The following is an 18,867-nucleotide window of genomic DNA, read 5'->3' on the forward strand; positions in this document are numbered from 1 at the left end:
GCTCTCCAAACGGGGAGCTTTATTAATGACTTCGGGTGAACATATATGAAAAAGCTATTGATTTCTGAAATAGAAGAAAAATTATCCTCCATTTTAACAGAAACGGACCCCTTATTGTTAGAACTCGAGAAAGATGAACGGAAAGGGGTTCAATCTTGTTTAGCCAAGTGGAAAAAACAGAGAGAACTAGAACGATCCCTGGAAGAAAAGTTTTTTGAAATGACCCAATATGAGCGGAATATGAAGGGACAGGGCTTCCATTTCATTGCCGGTGTGGATGAAGTCGGCAGGGGACCACTCGCAGGTCCTGTTGTGGCAGCAGCAGTAATCTTACCTGATAACTTTTTCTTAGCAGGATTAGATGATTCTAAAAAACTAACTGAGAAAAAACGTCTGGAATATGATGCCATTATAAGGAAAGAGGCTATTTCCTATAGTATTTCGATAATTCCGGCAGAGGAAATTGATGAAATCAATATTTATGAAGCGACCAAAAAGGCAATGTCTTCAAGCATCACCTCTTTAAAACCGGAACCGGATTTTTTACTGATTGATGCAATGAAGCTCGGAACACCCTATCCTTCTGAATCGATCATTAAAGGTGATGCAAAAAGTGTATCCATTGCCGCCGCTTCTATTATTGCTAAAACAGCCCGCGATGAGCTAATGAAAAACCTATCTAAGCAATATCCTGCCTATGGCTTTCAGAATAATATGGGATACGGAACGAAAGAACATATTGATGCGCTGCAACAGTATGGAATAACTCCGTATCATAGAAAAAGCTTTTCCCCTGTTAAGGAAATGCTAGACAAGAATATAAACGAACAATTAAGTATGAAAATATAAATAAACACAATAATAAAAAACAGGTCCTAGATCTGTTTTTTATTATTGTAAAAATTTACTATTTTTAAAATTGGGCTGTGTTAAATGTCATTTTTGATTATTTAACTCTGTTGATTGGAGTGGAAGGGACGAGGCTCCCCGGACCGCCCGCGAACCGCTCGCTCCCGGAGCGCAAATCAACAGCCACATTTAACACAGCCTATTATTTTAAGAGGAATTAATTTTTTTAGCATAATGGTGGACAAGGTATGTGTCATTATATAAAATGAAAACGGAGTCAATTTTTAGAAGAGTTTGATAGGAGGATGGGAAATGAATATCCATGAGTATCAAGGCAAAGAGATCCTCAGAAAGTACGGGGTAGCGGTTCCTAATGGAAAAGTGGCATTTACTGTTGAAGAGGCAGTGGAAGCGGCAAAAGAACTAGGAACACAAGTATGTGTAGTAAAGGCGCAAATCCATGCAGGCGGACGTGGGAAAGCCGGCGGTGTTAAAGTTGCGAAAAACCTTGATGAGGTTCGTACATATGCTAATGAAATCTTAGGAAAAACATTGGTAACACACCAGACAGGCCCTGAAGGTAAAGAAGTAAAACGCCTCCTAATTGAAGAAGGCTGCGACATCAAAAAAGAATACTATGTAGGTTTAGTATTAGACCGCGCCACTTCTCGAGTTACGTTAATGGCTTCTGAAGAAGGCGGAACGGAAATTGAAGAAGTTGCAGAAAAGACACCTGAGAAAATTTTCAAAGAAGAAATCGACCCGGTTATCGGCCTTCAGCCATTCCAAGCACGTCGTATTGCCTTCAATATAAACATTCCGAAGGAACTGGTCAATCAAGCTGTAAAGTTCATGATGGGCTTATACAGTGCTTATATTGAAAAAGATTGCTCAATTGCTGAAATTAACCCGCTTGTAGTGACAGGTGACGGAAAAGTTATGGCACTTGATGCAAAATTAAACTTTGACTCTAATGCTTTATTCCGTCAAAAAGACGTATTAGAGTATCGTGACCTTGAAGAAGAGGATCCAAAAGAGATCGAAGCTTCAAAATATGATTTAAGTTATATTGCTTTAGATGGAAATATCGGCTGTATGGTTAACGGTGCTGGACTTGCTATGGCAACAATGGATATCGTAAAACACTACGGCGGAGACCCGGCAAACTTCCTTGATGTTGGAGGCGGCGCCACAGCAGAAAAGGTTACAGAAGCATTTAAAATTATCCTTTCTGATCCAAACGTAAAAGGTATTTTTGTTAATATCTTCGGCGGAATCATGAAGTGTGATGTTATTGCTGAGGGTGTTGTTGAGGCTGCGAAGCAAGTTGGACTGAATATCCCTCTAGTTGTTCGTTTAGAAGGAACGAATGTTGACTTAGGTAAGAATATTTTGGCTGAGTCAGGACTTAACATCACGGCTGCTGAATCCATGGCTGACGGTGCACAAAAAATCGTTTCATTAGTGAAATAGGATCCGTAGAAAGGGGAATTAACGTGAGCGTTTTTATTAATAAAGATACGAAAGTTATTGTTCAAGGGATTACAGGTGCAACAGCCCTGTTCCATACAAAACAAATGCTTGAATATGGTACACAAATCGTTGGAGGTACAACTCCAGGCAAGGGCGGCATGGAAGTAGAAGGCGTGCCGGTTTTTAATACTGTTAAAGAAGCAGTGGAAGCTACAGGAGCAAATGCTTCAGTTATTTATGTTCCTGCACCTTTTGCGGCTGATGCAATTATCGAAGCGGTTGATGCAGGACTTGATCTTGCGATTTGTATCACTGAGCATATCCCAGTTTTAGATATGGTTAAGGTTAAACGTTATATGGAAGGTAAAAAGACTCGTTTAGTGGGTCCTAACTGCCCAGGTGTTATTACGGCAGATGAGTGTAAAATTGGTATTATGCCTGGTTACATTCATACAAAAGGCCATGTTGGTGTCGTATCACGTTCTGGAACATTGACATACGAAGCAGTTCACCAATTAACACAAGCTGGAATCGGCCAAACAACAGCTGTTGGTATTGGCGGAGACCCTGTTAACGGAACTAACTTCATCGATGTTTTAAAAGCATTCAATGAAGATCCAGAAACATATGCCGTTATCATGATTGGCGAAATCGGCGGAACAGCTGAAGAAGAAGCAGCAGAGTGGGTTAAAGCTAATATGACGAAACCAGTTGTAGGTTTCATTGGCGGACGTACTGCACCTCCAGGAAAACGCATGGGCCATGCTGGTGCGATTATTTCAGGCGGTAAAGGAACTGCAGACGAAAAAATCCGTGTTATGAACGCATGCGGCATTAAAGTAGCAGATACTCCGTCTGTAATGGGTGAAACATTAATTGAAGTTCTTAAAGAACAAGGTTTATACGAAAAGTGTAAAACACACTAATATTCCTACACCCTAGATAAACAGATAGTCCCTCATACAATGAGGGGCTATTTCTTTTTAAAAAAATTAATTGGAGGTTAGTTTCAAAAATGGATGACTTTAAAGAAAGACTAGTTGCATTACTTCATTATCCGGATATTTCATGGAATACTGTTTTTCGATTGTTAAAAAAAGATCCCACACTTCAAACTTTGGAGAATGCCCATTCACAATCATTTGAACAGTCTTTATTCCCACAATCATTCCCTGCTGAACCTTCTGCACATTCATCTGCTCTAGACCTTCATTCTGAAACTATTCACGAACAAATTCGTCAATATAAAATAAACGATATTTCGGTCATCACGATTTTTGAAAAAGAATATCCCCCGAATTTAAAAGAAATTTTTCAGCCACCTTGGGCACTATTTGCAAAAGGGGATTTATCGCTGCTAAAAAAAGAACCAAAGCTTGCAGTAGTAGGTTCTCGACAAGCAACTCAATATGGCAAAAATGCTATTAGACTCTTATTCCCTGAATTAATTGAAAATGATGTCCTAATTGTCAGCGGGCTAGCAAAGGGAATAGATGCACTTGCGCATGAATATGCAATAAAAAACGGAGGGAATACAATTGCCGTCATTGCAGGTGGTTTGTATCATGTATATCCAAAGGATAATATGAATTTGGCATTAGAAATGATGAAGACGCAGCTTGTCATTTCGGAATACCCTCCGGATACAAAGCCGCTAAGATGGCATTTTCCTGCACGGAATCGAATCATTAGTGGACTTTCAAACGGAACATTTATAATAGAAGCAAAGCGAAAAAGCGGGTCCTTAATTACAGCCAATTATGCTGTGAATGAAGGAAGAGAGGTTTTCTCCTTGCCGGGAAGTATTTTTAATCCATACTCAATTGGTGCGAATGAATTAATCCAACATGGGGCAAAACTTGTAACGAAGGCTGAGGATATTTTAGAAGAATTAAGATTAAACTTTAGATAAAATTAGAATAAAATTCTAGATAATTGCAGGTTTTTTATTGCTTAATGGAGAAATTAGCTAAAAAAGGTTGAAATTATTTCTAATATGTTATACATTTTCCATCAGACGTTCGAAAAAAAGAATATTTAAAATAAGTATAAATAAAATTCAAATTATATAGAATTGAAAATCATGGGATAGGGCAGTTTTATTAAGTATTTTATCCGGTTACAATGGTATAACTGGAATTTAGAAAAACTACTCAACTTGTAAGCCTCTTAGAAACTGGCTTTTGCCGTCTTCAAGGCGCTTTCATACTTCCCTCTAAGGAGGATATTTGAATGGCAGATTTTCTTGTAATCGTCGAATCGCCAGCAAAAGCGAAAACGATTGAACGATATTTAGGAAATAAATATAAAGTAAAAGCATCCATGGGCCATGTTCGGGATTTACCACGAAGTCAAATGGGTGTAAATACAGAAAACCATTTTGAACCAAAATATATAACCATACGCGGAAAAGGGCCCGTTTTAAAGGAATTAAAGACGGCAGCTAAAAAAGCGAAAAAAGTCTTTCTGGCAGCCGACCCTGATCGCGAAGGGGAAGCAATTGCCTGGCATTTGGCCCATAGTTTGGATGTCGATATTCACTCTGACTGTCGTGTAGTTTTCAATGAAATCACAAAGGATGCGATTAAGGATTCGTTTAAGCAGCCCCGGCCAATAAACATGGATTTAGTTGATGCCCAGCAGGCGAGAAGAATATTAGACCGTCTAGTCGGATATAATATCAGCCCTCTCTTGTGGAAAAAAGTCAAAAAGGGGCTAAGTGCTGGACGGGTTCAATCTGTTTCAGTCAGACTGATTATTGATCGGGAAAAAGAAATAAAAGCTTTTGTTCCTGAGGAATATTGGACAATTGAAGCAGAATTTCATAAGGGAAAAGATCATTTTAGTGGCGGTTTTCATTCTCTTGTTGGCGGGGAAAGAACGGAGCTTAAATCTGAGCAGGATGTTCAAACAATCCTAAAGGAAATCGATGGAAATAAGTTTAAGGTCATCTCGGTCACTAAGAAGGAGCGAAAACGCAATCCTGCACCTCCTTTTATCACTTCTTCACTGCAGCAGGAGGCCGCTAGAAAACTAAACTTTCGTGCTAAGAAAACGATGATGCTTGCGCAGCAGCTTTACGAAGGAATCGAGCTTGGCAAAGAAGGAACTGTTGGTCTCATAACCTACATGAGAACAGACTCCACTCGAATTTCTGAAGTGGCGCAAACTGAGGCCGCAAATTATATTAAAGCTGAATTTGGTGAGAATTATCTAAAAGATGAGCAAAAGAAAGAAAAAAATTCCGCCAAAGCCCAGGATGCACATGAAGCGATTCGACCAACAAGTACTTTTAGGAACCCAGATAGCTTAAAAGAGTTCCTCTCACGGGATCAATTTCGGTTATATAAGTTAATTTGGGATCGATTTTTAGCAAGTCAAATGGCTCAAGCAGTAATGGATACGATGAGTGTTGACCTGCAAAATGGCAATGTTATATTCCGGTCAACTGGCTCAAAGATAAAGTTTCCGGGCTTTATGAAGGTCTATGTCGAGGGAACCGATGATCAAGTGGATGGTCCGAATAAGATGCTTCCTGACCTAAAAGAAGGGGACGAAATATTCCAAAAGGATCTTGACCCTAAACAGCATTTTACGCAGCCGCCGCCAAGGTACACAGAAGCAAGGCTTGTTAAAACGTTAGAGGAGCTCGGAATTGGACGACCGTCCACCTATGCTCCAACATTAGATACGATTCAAAAACGCGGTTATGTTGCCCTTGATAATAAACGTTTTGTCCCAACTGAGCTTGGAGAAATTGTTGATGAAGTGATGATGGAATTTTTTCCAGAAATCATAGATGTGGAATTTACAGCCAGATTGGAAAAAGGATTAGACTATGTTGAAGATGGAGAAATGCAGTGGGTAAAACTGATTGATGCATTTTACGTTGATTTCGAGAAACATTTAAAAATAGCGGAACAGGAAATGGAAAAAATAGAAATCAAAGACGAACCGGCAGGCGAGGATTGTGAAAACTGTGGCAGTCCGATGGTGTTTAAGATGGGTCGGTACGGAAAGTTTATGGCCTGCAGCAATTTCCCTGATTGCCGCAACACAAAACCAATTGTCAAAGAAATCGGAGTTACTTGTCCTACATGTAAGGAAGGGCAAATTATCGAACGGAAAAGTAAGAAAAAAAGGCTGTTTTACGGATGCACGAAATATCCGGAATGTGAGTTTATTTCATGGGATAAACCACTGCCAAGAACTTGTCCGAAATGCGAAGGACTCCTCGTAGAAAAGAAATTAAAAAAGGGTGTCCAAGTTCAATGTGTAAGTTGTGATTACAAGGAAGAACCGCAAAGCTAAAGAGTGGGCAAAGCCCGCTCTTTTATTTTATTGGTATTTAAAACTTTTTTCTTTTTGATTCGTATAGTACAATGCAAGTTGGACTTAAATGAGGGAAGGTTATTGATATACATATTCCATTAGTAAGATTTCAGGAGGTTTATATATGAAAGATGTAATAGTTAACGTAGTTGGTGCGGGTCTTGCAGGCAGTGAAGCTGCATGGCAGATTGCAAAACGAGGAGTAAAGGTACGTTTATTCGAAATGCGTCCTGTTAGGCAGACCCCTGCACATCATACCGATAAATTCGCTGAATTAGTTTGCAGCAATTCATTAAGAGCGAATACATTAACAAATGCAGTTGGTGTGTTAAAAGAGGAAATGCGGAAGCTGGATTCGGTTATTATTGCGGCTGCTGATGCCTGCTCCGTCCCGGCGGGGGGCGCCTTGGCAGTGGACCGCCATGAATTTGCTGCTAAAGTGACGGAAATGGTGAAAAATCATGAAAACGTAACCGTTATGAATGAAGAAGTAACGGAGATTCCATCTGGCCCAACTGTCATTGCAACCGGGCCGCTAACTAGTCCAGACTTATCAGCTCAGTTAAAAAAGTTAACGGAAGAAGATTATCTTTATTTTTATGATGCAGCAGCACCTATCCTTGAAAAAGACAGCATTGATATGGAGAAAGTTTATTTGAAATCCCGTTATGATAAAGGAGAAGCTGCGTATTTAAATTGCCCGATGACCGAGGAAGAGTTTAATCGTTTTTATGAAGCATTAATCGCTGCAGAAACTGTCCCATTGAAGGAATTTGAAAAGGAAATCTTTTTTGAAGGCTGTATGCCTATTGAAGTAATGGCTTCTCGAGGTAAAAAAACAATGCTTTTTGGCCCGTTAAAACCGGTAGGATTAGAAGATCCAAAGACAGGGAAAAGACCATTTGCTGTCGTTCAGCTGCGGCAGGATGATGCTGCTGGAACCCTTTTCAATATTGTCGGTTTTCAGACACATTTAAAATGGGGAGCCCAAAAGGAAGTTATTAGATTAATACCAGGGCTTGAAAATGCAGAAATTATCCGCTATGGAGTTATGCACCGGAATACGTTTATAAATTCACCAAAGGTATTAAAGGCTACCTATCAATTCCGAAATCGCGAAGATTTATTTTTTGCTGGTCAAATGACGGGAGTAGAAGGTTATGTGGAGTCGGCTGCCAGCGGATTAATTGCTGGAATAAATGCTGCTCGTCTTGTAGAAGGAATGGAAACAATCGAGTTTCCTGTTGAAACCGCTATCGGCAGTATGGCTCGTTATATCACAACGGCAAACCCAAAAAGTTTCCAGCCGATGAATGCGAACTTTGGATTATTTCCGGAGTTACCTGTAAGGATAAAAGGTAAGCAGGAAAGAAATTTACAACATGCAAATCGAGCGTTAGAAACAATTCAGAACTTTGTGAAAGTTTTGTAAAATTTATTGCAAGGGCTATTGAAGTATGTTACTATTTAGTAGCCCTTGTGAAATTAGCCCTAAGGAAAAAAGGTAAGCAATTGTGAATCTTTTATTAAAGTTCTTGAATGAGTATTTACAATTGAAGAGGAATTACGCACAATATAAAATTGAACATTATCATCATGATATCAGTGATTTCCTATAGGTTATTTGCGTATGTATTAACAGTTACATAATTATATTATATTTTATGTATTTCTGAATACTCCTGAAGGAGGATGATTGGTATGAATCAATTTCATGCGACAACTATATTTGCTATCCATCATAATGGGGAATGTTCAATGTCCGGTGATGGTCAAGTGACATTTGGAAATGCTGTTGTGATGAAGCACACAGCAAAGAAAGTGCGAAAGATATTTAAGGGAAAAGTATTAGCTGGTTTTGCTGGTTCAGTTGCAGACGCTTTCACTCTTTTTGAACTATTTGAAGGGAAACTGGAGGAATATAACGGCAATCTTCAAAGGGCAGCTGTTGAGCTTGCTAAAGAGTGGAGAAGCGATAAGATTTTAAGAAAGCTTGAAGCTATGCTAATTGTCATGGACCGAGAAAATTTACTGCTTGTTTCAGGAACTGGAGAAGTAATCGAACCTGATGATGGGATTCTTGCCATAGGCTCGGGTGGAAATTACGCTTTATCTGCAGGACGTTCCTTAAAGAAATATGCTGGAGAGCATCTATCTGCAAAAGAAATTGCCAAAGCTTCTTTAGAAATAGCTGCTGAAATTTGTGTTTACACGAACCACAATATTATCGTGGAAGAGCTATAACGGAAAGGAGACTTGAAATAATGGGACGAACAACTAATTTAACTCCGAGACAAATTGTTGAAAAACTGGATCAATATATTATTGGGCAAAAGGATGCTAAGAAAGCAGTTGCAGTTGCACTAAGGAACCGATACAGAAGAGGCTTATTGAATGAAAAGCTACGCGAAGAGATTATTCCTAAAAACATATTGATGATTGGTCCTACTGGTGTTGGTAAAACCGAAATCGCAAGAAGAATCGCTAAATTGGTAGGTGCACCATTTATCAAAGTGGAAGCCACTAAATTTACTGAAGTAGGTTATGTCGGCCGAGATGTTGAATCAATGGTCCGAGATTTAGCTGAAACCTCTGTTCGTTTGGTAAAAGAAGATCGAATGAATAGTGTAAAAGAACGTGCCGAAGAAAATGCAAATGCAAGGCTTGTCGATTTACTTGTTCCTTCTGCTAAAAAGGCTAGTAACTATAAGAATCCCCTGGAAATGTTATTCGGAGGAGGAAATTCATCTTCAGAGCAGGAAAATCATCAAGAAGATTATTCTATTCAGGAAAAGCGGAAAATTGTGAAAGAAAAGCTGGCACTCGGACAGCTCGAGGATGAAATTGTTACGGTTGAAGTAGAAGAGCAAGCTCCATCAATGTTTGATATGCTTCAAGGCTCTGGGATCGAACAAATGGGGATGAATATGCAGGATGCCCTAAGCAGCTTTATGCCAAAGAAACTCAAAAAAAGAAAATTAACTGTTCGTGAGGCAAGAAAGGTCTTAACAAGTGAAGAGGCATCAAAGCTTATTGATATGGATGAAGTAACCTCTGAAGCTATTTATCGTGCTGAACAAACAGGAATTATTTTCATCGATGAAATCGACAAAATTGCAAGCAAGAATTCAGGGGGTTCTTCCGCTGACGTATCACGAGAAGGAGTTCAAAGGGATATTTTGCCTGTCGTTGAAGGATCCACTGTGGTAACAAAATATGGATCGATTAAAACCGATCATATTTTATTTATTGCTGCGGGCGCCTTCCATATGGCAAAACCTTCAGATTTAATTCCTGAGCTTCAAGGTCGTTTTCCAATCCGTGTTGAGTTGACAAAATTAACGGTTGAGGACTTTTTCCGGATTCTGCACGAGCCAGATAATGCTTTAATTAAGCAATATCAAGCATTATTGGAAACAGAAGGTATACAAATTGAATTTTCTGACGATGCTATACGTAGAATAGCCGAAGTAGCTTACGAAGTGAATCAAAATACAGATAATATTGGGGCAAGAAGACTTCATACGATTTTAGAGAAGCTTTTAGAAGACCTTTCGTTTGAAGCTCCTGAAATTTCGATGGAGAAAATAACCATCACACCGCAATATGTAGAAGAAAAACTTGGAGCTATTTCTAAAAATAAAGATTTAAGTCAATTTATTCTTTAGGGCGAATTGCCTAATATGTTGCAATAATCGTTTAACAAATAAAATTTAATAATGGTTGTAGTTAATTAGGAGGAAGAAACAGATGGATTTACTTACAAAAACAAGAAGGATTAATGTTTTATTGCAAAAAGCAGCAGGGAAGCCTGTAAACTTTAAGGAAATGTCGGAAATTTTAAGTGAAATTATTGAATCAAATGTTTACATCGTTAGTCGTCGCGGAAAGCTTCTGGGTTATTCGATCTATCAGCAAATTGAAAATGAAAGAATGAAAAAGATGTTTGAGGATCGTCAATTTCCTGAAGAATATACAAACAGCTTATTCAATCTTCAAGAAACATCTTCGAACCTTGATATTGAAAGCCAATATACTGCTTTCCCAGTTGAAAATAGAGATTTGTTCCGTGAAGGATTAACCACGATTGTACCGATTATTGGTGGAGGGGAGCGCCTAGGAACATTAATTTTGGCAAGATTACATGAGAAGTTTCATGATGATGATCTTATTCTTGCAGAATATGGTGCAACTGTTGTTGGTACAGAAATTTTACATGAAAAATCACAAGAGATTGAAGAAGAAGCAAGAAGTAAGGCTGTTGTTCAAATGGCGATCAGTTCATTATCATACAGTGAGCTTGAAGCAATTGAACATATTTTTGAAGAACTTAATGGCCATGAGGGCTTATTAGTTGCATCTAAGATAGCTGACCGTGTTGGGATTACTCGTTCAGTGATTGTTAACGCATTAAGAAAGCTTGAAAGTGCCGGAGTAATTGAATCACGTTCTCTTGGAATGAAAGGAACTTACATCAAAGTATTAAATGATAAGTTTCTTGTTGAGCTTGATAAATTAAAATCTAATTAATTTGATAAAAAATCCCCGGCCACTGCCGGGGATTTTTAATTTTTATAAACTTTCCCTTGATTGTAGCAGGAACATATGCTATATTATTTCATGGTGTTAATACACACGCCTGTTGATTTAAGCAGATGGTGCTGTAAATTACAGTTTCTGTTTAAAAGTGAGACAAGCGGAGGAAAACAAACCACTAGGAGGAAAATCAAATGTCAGTAATTTCAATGAAGCAATTGCTTGAAGCTGGTGTACATTTCGGACACCAAACTCGCCGTTGGAACCCAAAGATGAAGAAATATATCTTCACTGAGCGTAACGGTATCTACATCATCGACCTTCAAAAAACAGTTAAGAAAGTTGAAGAAGCTTATAACTGGGTGAAGGATCTTGCTGGTAACGGCGGAACAATTCTTTTCGTTGGTACTAAGAAACAAGCTCAAGATTCTGTTAAAGAAGAAGCTGGCCGTTCTGGTATGTACTATGTAAACCAACGCTGGTTAGGTGGTACATTAACAAACTTCGAAACAATCCAAAAGCGTATTGGCCGCTTAAAAGATATCGAAAGAATGTCTGAAGACGGTACTTTCGAAGTATTACCTAAAAAAGAAGTTGTTCAATTAAAGAAAGAACAAGAACGCCTTGAAAAATTCTTAGGCGGTATCAAAGATATGAAGCAGCTTCCAGATGCATTATTCATCATTGACCCTCGTAAAGAGCGCATCGCAGTTGCTGAAGCTAAGAAATTAAACATTCCTATCGTAGGTATTGTTGATACAAACTGTGATCCAGACGAAATCGACGTAGTTATCCCTGCGAATGACGACGCGATTCGTGCGGTTAAACTTTTAACTGGTAAAATGGCTGATGCCATCCTTGAAGCAAAACAAGGCGAAGAAGTAGCAGTTGAAGCATAATTAAATGAAGTGATTAAATTAAAAGGTGATAAGAGGGAGACCCTTTATCACCTTTTTTTAAAGAATGTTTATCTTTAGTTTGAATGGCTAAGATATGAGTATAGTACATAGTAATTAAAGGAGGAAATAAATTATGGCAGTTACTGCTCAAATGGTAAAAGAACTTCGTGAAAAAACGGGCGCAGGAATGATGGATTGTAAAAATGCGCTAACAGAAACTAATGGAGATATGGATCAAGCAATTGATTGGTTACGTGAAAAAGGGATTTCAAAAGCTGCTAAGAAGGCAGACCGTATTGCTGCTGAAGGATTAGCTGCTATTTCTGTAGAAGGTAACAACGCTGTTATCCTTGAAGTTAACTCTGAAACAGATTTCGTTGCGAAAAACGAAGGGTTCCAAACTCTTGTTCAGGAGCTTTCTGCACACCTTCTAAAAAACAAGCCTGCATCTGTTGAAGAAGCTACTGCTCAAACAATGGAAAACGGAGCAACTGTTGAAGAGCACATCAATACAGCTATTGCAAAAATTGGTGAAAAACTTTCACTTCGTCGTTTCACTGTAGTTTCAAAAACTGATAACGATGCATTTGGTGCATACCTTCACATGGGCGGCCGTATTGCTGTATTAACAGTTCTTGAGGGTACAACTGATGCAAGTGCAGCAAAAGACGTATCCATGCATATTGCTGCATTAAATCCAAAATATGTTTCTCGTGACCAAGTTTCACAGGACGAAATTGAGCGCGAGCGTCAAGTTCTTACACAACAAGCACTTAACGAAGGCAAGCCTGAAAATATTGTTGCTAAAATGGTTGAAGGCCGTCTTGGAAAGTACTTTGAAGATGTTTGTGTACTTGACCAAACTTTCGTTAAGAACCCTGATCAAAAGGTTCGTCAATTTGTTGAATCAAAAGGTGCTACTGTTCGTGAGTTCATTCGTTACGAAGTAGGAGAAGGCATCGAAAAGCGTGAAGATAACTTTGCTGAAGAAGTTATGAATCAAGTTAATAAACAATAGTCAAAGTTACTGAAATAGTTTTTAAATAGGGGACACGTTGTGTTCCCTATTTTTAAAGATTAGAAAGCTAATTTACATAATTACGGAGGTTTATATGAGCGGTCCTAAGTACAAACGCGTTGTTTTAAAATTAAGCGGAGAGGCACTTGCAGGTGAATCAAGCTTCGGGATTAAACCTTCTGTTATCAAATCGATCGCAGTACAAGTGAAAGAAATAGCAGAATTAGGTGTTGAAGTAGCAGTCGTAGTTGGCGGCGGCAATATTTGGCGTGGTAAAATTGGCAGTGAAATGGGGATGGACCGGGCAACTGCTGATTATATGGGAATGCTGGCTACTGTCATGAATTCATTAGCACTTCAAGACAGTTTAGAACACCTTGGTATTGAATCACGTGTGCAAACTTCAATCGAGATGCGCCAGGTTGCTGAGCCATATATTAGACGCCGGGCGATCAGACATTTAGAGAAAAATCGAGTTGTCATTTTTGCAGCAGGTACCGGAAATCCGTATTTCTCAACAGATACAACTGCAGCTCTCCGTGCAGCTGAAATTGATGCTGAAGTTATTTTAATGGCAAAGAATAATGTTGATGGAGTATATTCGGCAGACCCGCGTATTGATGCAAATGCTGTCAAATATGATGATTTATCATTCCTTGATGTTCTAAAGGAAGGTTTAGCAGTTATGGACTCAACCGCTTCTTCTTTATGTATGGATAATGATATTCCGCTTATCGTATTCTCGATTATGGAGCAAGGTAATATTAAAAAAGCCGTTATGGGTGAAAAAATTGGAACAATAGTTAGGGGGAAAAACTAATGCCAAAACAAGTCATCAGCCAGACGAAAGAAAGAATGACAAAAGGTATTCAATCCTATACTCGTGAACTTGCCAGCATCCGTGCGGGAAGAGCAAGTGCATCTCTATTAGACAGAATAACAGTTGACTATTATGGTGCGCCAACCCCTGTGAATCAGTTGGCAGGGATTACAACACCAGAAGCAAGATTACTTGTGATTCAGCCTTACGACAAATCCATTCTTGGTGAGATAGAAAAAGCCATTCTTAAATCTGATTTAGGCTTAAATCCGAGCAATGATGGATCGATTATTCGTATAGCCATCCCGCAATTAACTGAAGAGCGTCGTAAAGAGCTTGTGAAAGTGGTAAAAAAGGCATCTGAGGAAGCTAAAATTGCCATTCGAAACATTCGCCGGGATGCAAATGACGATTTGAAAAAGCTTGAGAAAAACGGAGAAATTACCGAAGATGCCCTCCGTGGATATTCTGATGATATTCAAAAGTTAACCGATGAACATATCAATAAAATTGATCAAATCACAAAAGACAAAGAAAAAGAAATTATGGAAGTGTAAGATTAAACATATATTGAACCCTCTGTATAGGGGGTTTTTTTCACTATTTATTAGGGATAACATTATTCTTATTTCCATTAACTTTACATAAGGTATTAAATAGAGATATATTCCTGCTTTTTTGGTATGATAATAGCAGACTACCTTAAAGCATACATACATATGAAGTTTCACTTTATATCGGAGGAACTGATTAATTAATTGGAGGAGCAATGTTATGTTTAATAAAATAAGGCTTTGGAAGAACCCAAATAACTCTTCCACACTCCGAGATAAAATAGAAGCAATAAAAAAATTACCTGTTCCTGAACATGTAGCGATTATTATGGATGGGAATGGGCGCTGGGCTAAAAAAAGGGCCCTTCCGCGGATTGCCGGTCATCATGAAGGCATGAAGGTTGTCCGAAAAACAACGATGCTGGCAACTGAACTAGGGATTAAAACGTTGACATTATACGCATTTTCAACAGAAAATTGGAAACGGCCAAAAAACGAAGTGGAATATATTATGAAATTACCTGAAGAATTTTTGGGTACCTTTCTTCCTGAATTAGTTGAAAATAATGTTCAAGTAAAAATGATGGGATATAAAGATCAGCTTCCTGTACATACACTTCATGCGATAGAAAAGGCTATGGAAGAAACCAAACATAATAATGGACTAGTTCTAAACTTTGCCTTGAATTATGGAAGCAGAGCTGAAATTATCGATGCAGTAAAACAGGTCTTAAATGATTGCAAAAGTGGTATATTAAAGGAGACAGAGTTGGACGAACAGGTATTTTCATCCTATTTAATGACATCAGATTTCGCCGACCCTGATCTTTTAATTCGAACTAGTGGTGAAATCCGCTTGAGCAATTTTATGCTTTGGCAGTTGGCATACTCTGAGTTTTGGTTTACGGAAGTGTTATGGCCTGATTTTAGTGAAGAACATTTATTAGAAGCCATCGAAGTATTCCAAAAACGCCAGCGCCGCTTTGGCGGAATATTGTAAACCACAGAAGATAATAAAGGTGTTGAACTATTAAATGAAGCAAAGAATTATTACAGGAGTTATAGCTGCGGCCCTTTTTCTGCCAATCGTCTTCTATGGTGGGCTTCCGGTTGTAATATTATCTTATTTTTTAGCTACAATTGGATTATATGAGCTGTTAAAAATGAGAAAGCTTAACATTTTTACCGTTCATGGATTACTATCTCTTTTGTTTCTCTGGGTCATTCTTTTCCCTGAGAAATATAATCACATAATCGATAGCTTCTATTTTTCGAAAACTGAGCTTTGTATTGTGTTTATCATGTTGTTACTAACGTATACTGTGATTACGAAAAATCGATTCACATTTGAAGATGCTGCTTTTTCAATACTTTCTTCCATATATGTGGGCATCGGCTTCTATTTCTTTTTTGAAACCCGCGATGAGGGCGGACTTGTATTCATTTTTTATTCATTATTTATTATCTGGGCAACAGATTCTGGGGCCTATTTTATCGGAAAAGCACTTGGGAAGAACAAGCTTTGGCCAGAAATAAGCCCAAATAAGACTGTTGAGGGTTCAATAGGCGGTGTCGTTTGTGCTGTTATTGTTGCTGTCCTGTTTGTATTCCTTTCAAATATAGATGTCGGCCTGCTTACATTGATAGGAATAACGGTGGTCCTTTCTGTTTTTGGACAAATTGGCGACCTTGTCCAATCGGCATTCAAACGTCATTTTAATGTAAAAGATTCTGGAAATATCTTGCCAGGCCATGGTGGGATTCTTGACCGATTTGACAGCCTGATTTTTGTTTGGCCGCTATTACACTTATTCCACATTTGGTAAAAAGCACGGGAGTGAATGATTTTTGAAAACAATTAGTTTATTGGGGGCTACAGGCTCTATCGGCACCCAAACATTAGAAATAATTAGGGAACATCCAACAGAGTTTAATTTAGCTGCCTTTTCTGTTGGTAAAAATATAGACTTGGCACGAAAAATAATTGTTGAATTCAAGCCTGAGCTAGTTTCTGTAAAAGACATAAATGATTGTAATACATTAAAAACAGAATTTCCGAGAGTGAAATTTACTTTTGGCGAAGAGGGACTAATCGAAGTGGCTATTTTTGAAAAGTCCGAAATTCTCGTCAATGCCGTTTTAGGAAGTGTTGGTTTAAATCCCACTTTACAGGCGATCGAATGTGGTAAAATCATTGCGATTGCCAATAAAGAAACACTTGTTACGGCTGGGCATTTAGTGATTGAGGCCGCTAAACGGAATAATGTTCCGCTTCTTCCAGTGGACAGTGAACATTCTGCTATTTTCCAAGCCTTACAAGGTGAAAGAGAGAAAAATATTGAAAGATTAATTTTAACTGCTTCAGGTGGCAGCTTTCGTGACCGAACAAGAGAGGAATTAGAAAATGTTACCGTTAAGGAAGCATTAAATCATCCAAACTGGTCCATGGGGGCTAAGATTACGATTGACTCGGCCACTATGATGAATAAAGGATTAGAAGTCATTGAAGCCCACTGGCTGTTCCAAATGCCTTATGAAAAAATTGATGTGCTGCTCCATAAAGAGAGTATTATCCATTCCATGGTTGAATTCCATGATAGCAGTGTTATCGCCCAACTAGGAACACCGGATATGAGAGTGCCCATCCAATTTGCTCTCACCTACCCTGACCGGCTGCCGCTTCCTTCCTCAAATCGGCTGAACTTGGCGCAGATTGGAAAATTACATTTTCAAGAAATGGATATAGAAAGATTCCGATGCTTGCATTTTGCCTACATAGCAGGCAAGGCAGGCGGAACGATGCCGACCGTATTAAATGCTGCGAACGAGGTAGCTGTAGCTGCATTTTTGGAAGGTAAAATTCATTTCTTACAAATTGAAGATTTGATCGAGAAAGCACTAAGCGCTCATCAAACGATCGAACATCCAAGCTTAACAACGATTCATCAGGTAGATAAAGAAACGAGAGAATATGTACGTTCACTTCTATAAAAAAGGTGGTTTTATTATTGAGTACTGTTATTGCCTTTATTGTGATTTTTGGCGCACTCGTCTTCTTTCATGAATTAGGTCATTTTATTTTTGCGAAAAGAGCAGGTGTCCTCTGTCGTGAATTTGCGATCGGTATGGGCCCAAAAGTGTTTACTCATAAAAAAGGTGAAACTACTTACACCATTCGTTTACTACCCATCGGCGGTTTTGTCAGGATGGCAGGCGAAGATCCAGAGATGGTAGAAATTAAGCCAGGCTACCGAATTGGGCTTTTATTTGATAAAGTAGATAAAGTAAGCAAAATAATTTTGAATAATAAAGAAAAATATCCAAATTGCCGGATTGTTGAGGTAGAATATGCGGATATTGAAAAAGATTTGATTATTAAAGGTTTTCCGGAAGATGACGATGAAAACATGCGGATCTTTACCATCCATCCACAGGCTGTAATCGTCGAAAACGGTGTGGAATCGCAAATTGCCCCTATTGACCGTCAATTTGGTTCGAAAACGTTAGGACAAAGATTTATGGCGATTTTTGCAGGACCGATGATGAACTTTGTTCTGGCATTTATCGTTTTTTCACTAATCGCATTATTGCAGGGTGTACCAACGAATGAACCGAAATTAGGGGAAATCACTCCTGATGGCGCTGCTAAAGCAGCCGGGCTTAAAAAAGGAGACATTGTTCAAAGTATCAACGGCTCTGAAATTTCAAGCTGGTCTGATGTCGTTGAAATCATTAGAAAAAACCCTAATGAGCAATTGGACTTTTCAATTATCCGTGACGGAAAAGAGAAGGAAATTCAAGTAACTCCTCTTGAAAAAACGGTTGAAGGCAAAAAAATGGGGCTAATTGGTGTTTATAGTCCTTTTGAGAAATCACCAGTAAAAGCTGTTACTGCCGGTGCAAAGGAAACGTATTTCTGGACAAAGCAAATTTTTGTGATGGTTGGAAAATTAGTTACAGGGCAGTTTTCCATTGATGCTCTTTCTGGTCCTGTGGGAATTTATAAGTCTACTGATGAAGTTGCTAAATCGGGGATTTATTATTTGATGAAATGGGCCGGGATTTTAAGTATTAACTTAGGAATTATGAATTTATTGCCTATTCCAGCCCTTGACGGCGGGCGATTAATGTTTTTTGCCGTCGAAGCGGTCAGAGGAAAGCCAATCGACAGACAAAAAGAAGGCATGGTCCATTTTATTGGATTTGCCCTCCTTATGCTCCTCATGCTCGTCGTTACTTGGAATGACATACAAAGATTTTTCTTAAAATAATCAATGGGACCGTAATTACGGTCCCTTATTTAATTTAGTAGCTTTGTTCAAAGAAAATGTTGATTGGAGCGGAAGGCGCGAGACTCCTGCGGGAGTACGGGGCAGGTGAGACCCC

The 18,867-nt window shown here is 38.7% G+C and carries 17 protein-coding genes; all 17 read left to right on the plus strand.

Annotated elements, in window-relative coordinates; genetic code table 11:
- Positions 1-45: 45 nt before the first annotated feature.
- Positions 46-849, plus strand: coding sequence for a ribonuclease HII (locus ACIFOT_RS29075; protein WP_430071471.1), 804 nt, complete (start codon positions 46-48; stop codon positions 847-849).
- 312 nt (positions 850-1,161) lie between these two features.
- Positions 1,162-2,322, plus strand: a complete 1,161-nt coding sequence (sucC, locus tag ACIFOT_RS29080) for an ADP-forming succinate--CoA ligase subunit beta (RefSeq protein ID WP_430071473.1) — start codon at positions 1,162-1,164, stop codon at positions 2,320-2,322.
- A gap of 23 nt (positions 2,323-2,345) precedes the next feature.
- Positions 2,346-3,248, plus strand: coding sequence for a succinate--CoA ligase subunit alpha (sucD, locus tag ACIFOT_RS29085; protein ID WP_223588529.1), 903 nt, complete (start codon positions 2,346-2,348; stop codon positions 3,246-3,248).
- Between the two features lie 89 nt (positions 3,249-3,337).
- The gene (dprA, locus tag ACIFOT_RS29090) at positions 3,338-4,234 is read left to right on the plus strand and encodes a DNA-processing protein DprA (protein ID WP_430071476.1); all 897 of its coding nucleotides are present in this window, start codon (positions 3,338-3,340) and stop codon (positions 4,232-4,234) included.
- Positions 4,235-4,554: 320 nt separating this feature from the next.
- On the plus strand, positions 4,555-6,633 hold the full coding sequence (gene topA / locus ACIFOT_RS29095) for a type I DNA topoisomerase (RefSeq protein ID WP_430071479.1): 2,079 nt from the start codon (positions 4,555-4,557) through the stop codon (positions 6,631-6,633).
- 145 nt (positions 6,634-6,778) lie between these two features.
- A complete protein-coding gene (gene trmFO / locus ACIFOT_RS29100; RefSeq protein WP_430071482.1) occupies positions 6,779-8,086 on the plus strand; it encodes an FADH(2)-oxidizing methylenetetrahydrofolate--tRNA-(uracil(54)-C(5))-methyltransferase TrmFO in 1,308 nt (435 codons plus the stop codon).
- A 269-nt stretch (positions 8,087-8,355) separates the two neighbouring features.
- Entirely contained in the window at positions 8,356-8,898 is a 543-nt protein-coding gene (gene hslV, locus ACIFOT_RS29105) for an ATP-dependent protease subunit HslV (protein ID WP_430071485.1), read from the plus strand.
- A gap of 20 nt (positions 8,899-8,918) precedes the next feature.
- On the plus strand, positions 8,919-10,322 hold the full coding sequence (gene hslU / locus ACIFOT_RS29110) for an HslU--HslV peptidase ATPase subunit (RefSeq protein WP_430071489.1): 1,404 nt from the start codon (positions 8,919-8,921) through the stop codon (positions 10,320-10,322).
- 82 nt (positions 10,323-10,404) lie between these two features.
- Positions 10,405-11,184: a GTP-sensing pleiotropic transcriptional regulator CodY gene (gene codY, locus ACIFOT_RS29115; protein WP_335715244.1), complete on the plus strand. Its 780-nt coding sequence runs from the start codon at positions 10,405-10,407 to the stop codon at positions 11,182-11,184.
- 200 nt (positions 11,185-11,384) lie between these two features.
- Entirely contained in the window at positions 11,385-12,089 is a 705-nt protein-coding gene (gene rpsB / locus ACIFOT_RS29120) for a 30S ribosomal protein S2 (RefSeq protein ID WP_289982282.1), read from the plus strand.
- Positions 12,090-12,222: 133 nt separating this feature from the next.
- Positions 12,223-13,107 (plus strand): translation elongation factor Ts, encoded by an 885-nt coding sequence (tsf, locus tag ACIFOT_RS29125; protein ID WP_430071493.1) that lies wholly within the window; start codon positions 12,223-12,225, stop codon positions 13,105-13,107.
- A gap of 94 nt (positions 13,108-13,201) precedes the next feature.
- Complete coding sequence (pyrH, locus tag ACIFOT_RS29130) at positions 13,202-13,927, plus strand: UMP kinase (RefSeq protein ID WP_430071496.1); 726 nt, start codon at positions 13,202-13,204, stop codon at positions 13,925-13,927.
- Positions 13,927-14,484 (plus strand): ribosome recycling factor, encoded by a 558-nt coding sequence (gene frr, locus ACIFOT_RS29135; RefSeq protein ID WP_223588514.1) that lies wholly within the window; start codon positions 13,927-13,929, stop codon positions 14,482-14,484. Before pyrH ends, frr begins: the two co-directional genes overlap by 1 nt.
- Before the next feature lie 217 nt (positions 14,485-14,701).
- A complete protein-coding gene (locus ACIFOT_RS29140) occupies positions 14,702-15,481 on the plus strand; it encodes an isoprenyl transferase (RefSeq protein WP_430071499.1) in 780 nt (259 codons plus the stop codon).
- Positions 15,482-15,515: 34 nt separating this feature from the next.
- Complete coding sequence (locus tag ACIFOT_RS29145; RefSeq protein ID WP_430071501.1) at positions 15,516-16,307, plus strand: phosphatidate cytidylyltransferase; 792 nt, start codon at positions 15,516-15,518, stop codon at positions 16,305-16,307.
- A gap of 22 nt (positions 16,308-16,329) precedes the next feature.
- Positions 16,330-17,472, plus strand: coding sequence for a 1-deoxy-D-xylulose-5-phosphate reductoisomerase (gene dxr, locus ACIFOT_RS29150; RefSeq protein WP_430071504.1), 1,143 nt, complete (start codon positions 16,330-16,332; stop codon positions 17,470-17,472).
- A 17-nt stretch (positions 17,473-17,489) separates the two neighbouring features.
- Positions 17,490-18,752, plus strand: a complete 1,263-nt coding sequence (gene rseP, locus ACIFOT_RS29155; RefSeq protein ID WP_430071506.1) for an RIP metalloprotease RseP — start codon at positions 17,490-17,492, stop codon at positions 18,750-18,752.
- Positions 18,753-18,867: the final 115 nt, after the last annotated feature.

This window comes from Neobacillus sp. NRS-1170 (genome assembly GCF_050468025.1).

Excerpts from the sequence above, each read along its gene's own strand:
- ACIFOT_RS29075 (WP_430071471.1), top strand. The coding sequence starts at position 46 with ATGAAAAAGCTATTGATTTCTGAAATAGAAGAAAAATTATCCTCCATT.
- sucC (WP_430071473.1), top strand. The coding sequence starts at position 1,162 with ATGAATATCCATGAGTATCAAGGCAAAGAGATCCTCAGAAAGTACGGG.
- dprA (WP_430071476.1), top strand. The coding sequence starts at position 3,338 with ATGGATGACTTTAAAGAAAGACTAGTTGCATTACTTCATTATCCGGAT.
- topA (WP_430071479.1), top strand. The coding sequence starts at position 4,555 with ATGGCAGATTTTCTTGTAATCGTCGAATCGCCAGCAAAAGCGAAAACG.
- trmFO (WP_430071482.1), top strand. The coding sequence starts at position 6,779 with ATGAAAGATGTAATAGTTAACGTAGTTGGTGCGGGTCTTGCAGGCAGT.
- hslV (WP_430071485.1), top strand. The coding sequence starts at position 8,356 with ATGAATCAATTTCATGCGACAACTATATTTGCTATCCATCATAATGGG.
- hslU (WP_430071489.1), top strand. The coding sequence starts at position 8,919 with ATGGGACGAACAACTAATTTAACTCCGAGACAAATTGTTGAAAAACTG.
- codY (WP_335715244.1), top strand. The coding sequence starts at position 10,405 with ATGGATTTACTTACAAAAACAAGAAGGATTAATGTTTTATTGCAAAAA.
- rpsB (WP_289982282.1), top strand. The coding sequence starts at position 11,385 with ATGTCAGTAATTTCAATGAAGCAATTGCTTGAAGCTGGTGTACATTTC.
- tsf (WP_430071493.1), top strand. The coding sequence starts at position 12,223 with ATGGCAGTTACTGCTCAAATGGTAAAAGAACTTCGTGAAAAAACGGGC.
- pyrH (WP_430071496.1), top strand. The coding sequence starts at position 13,202 with ATGAGCGGTCCTAAGTACAAACGCGTTGTTTTAAAATTAAGCGGAGAG.
- frr (WP_223588514.1), top strand. The coding sequence starts at position 13,927 with ATGCCAAAACAAGTCATCAGCCAGACGAAAGAAAGAATGACAAAAGGT.
- ACIFOT_RS29140 (WP_430071499.1), top strand. The coding sequence starts at position 14,702 with ATGTTTAATAAAATAAGGCTTTGGAAGAACCCAAATAACTCTTCCACA.
- ACIFOT_RS29145 (WP_430071501.1), top strand. The coding sequence starts at position 15,516 with ATGAAGCAAAGAATTATTACAGGAGTTATAGCTGCGGCCCTTTTTCTG.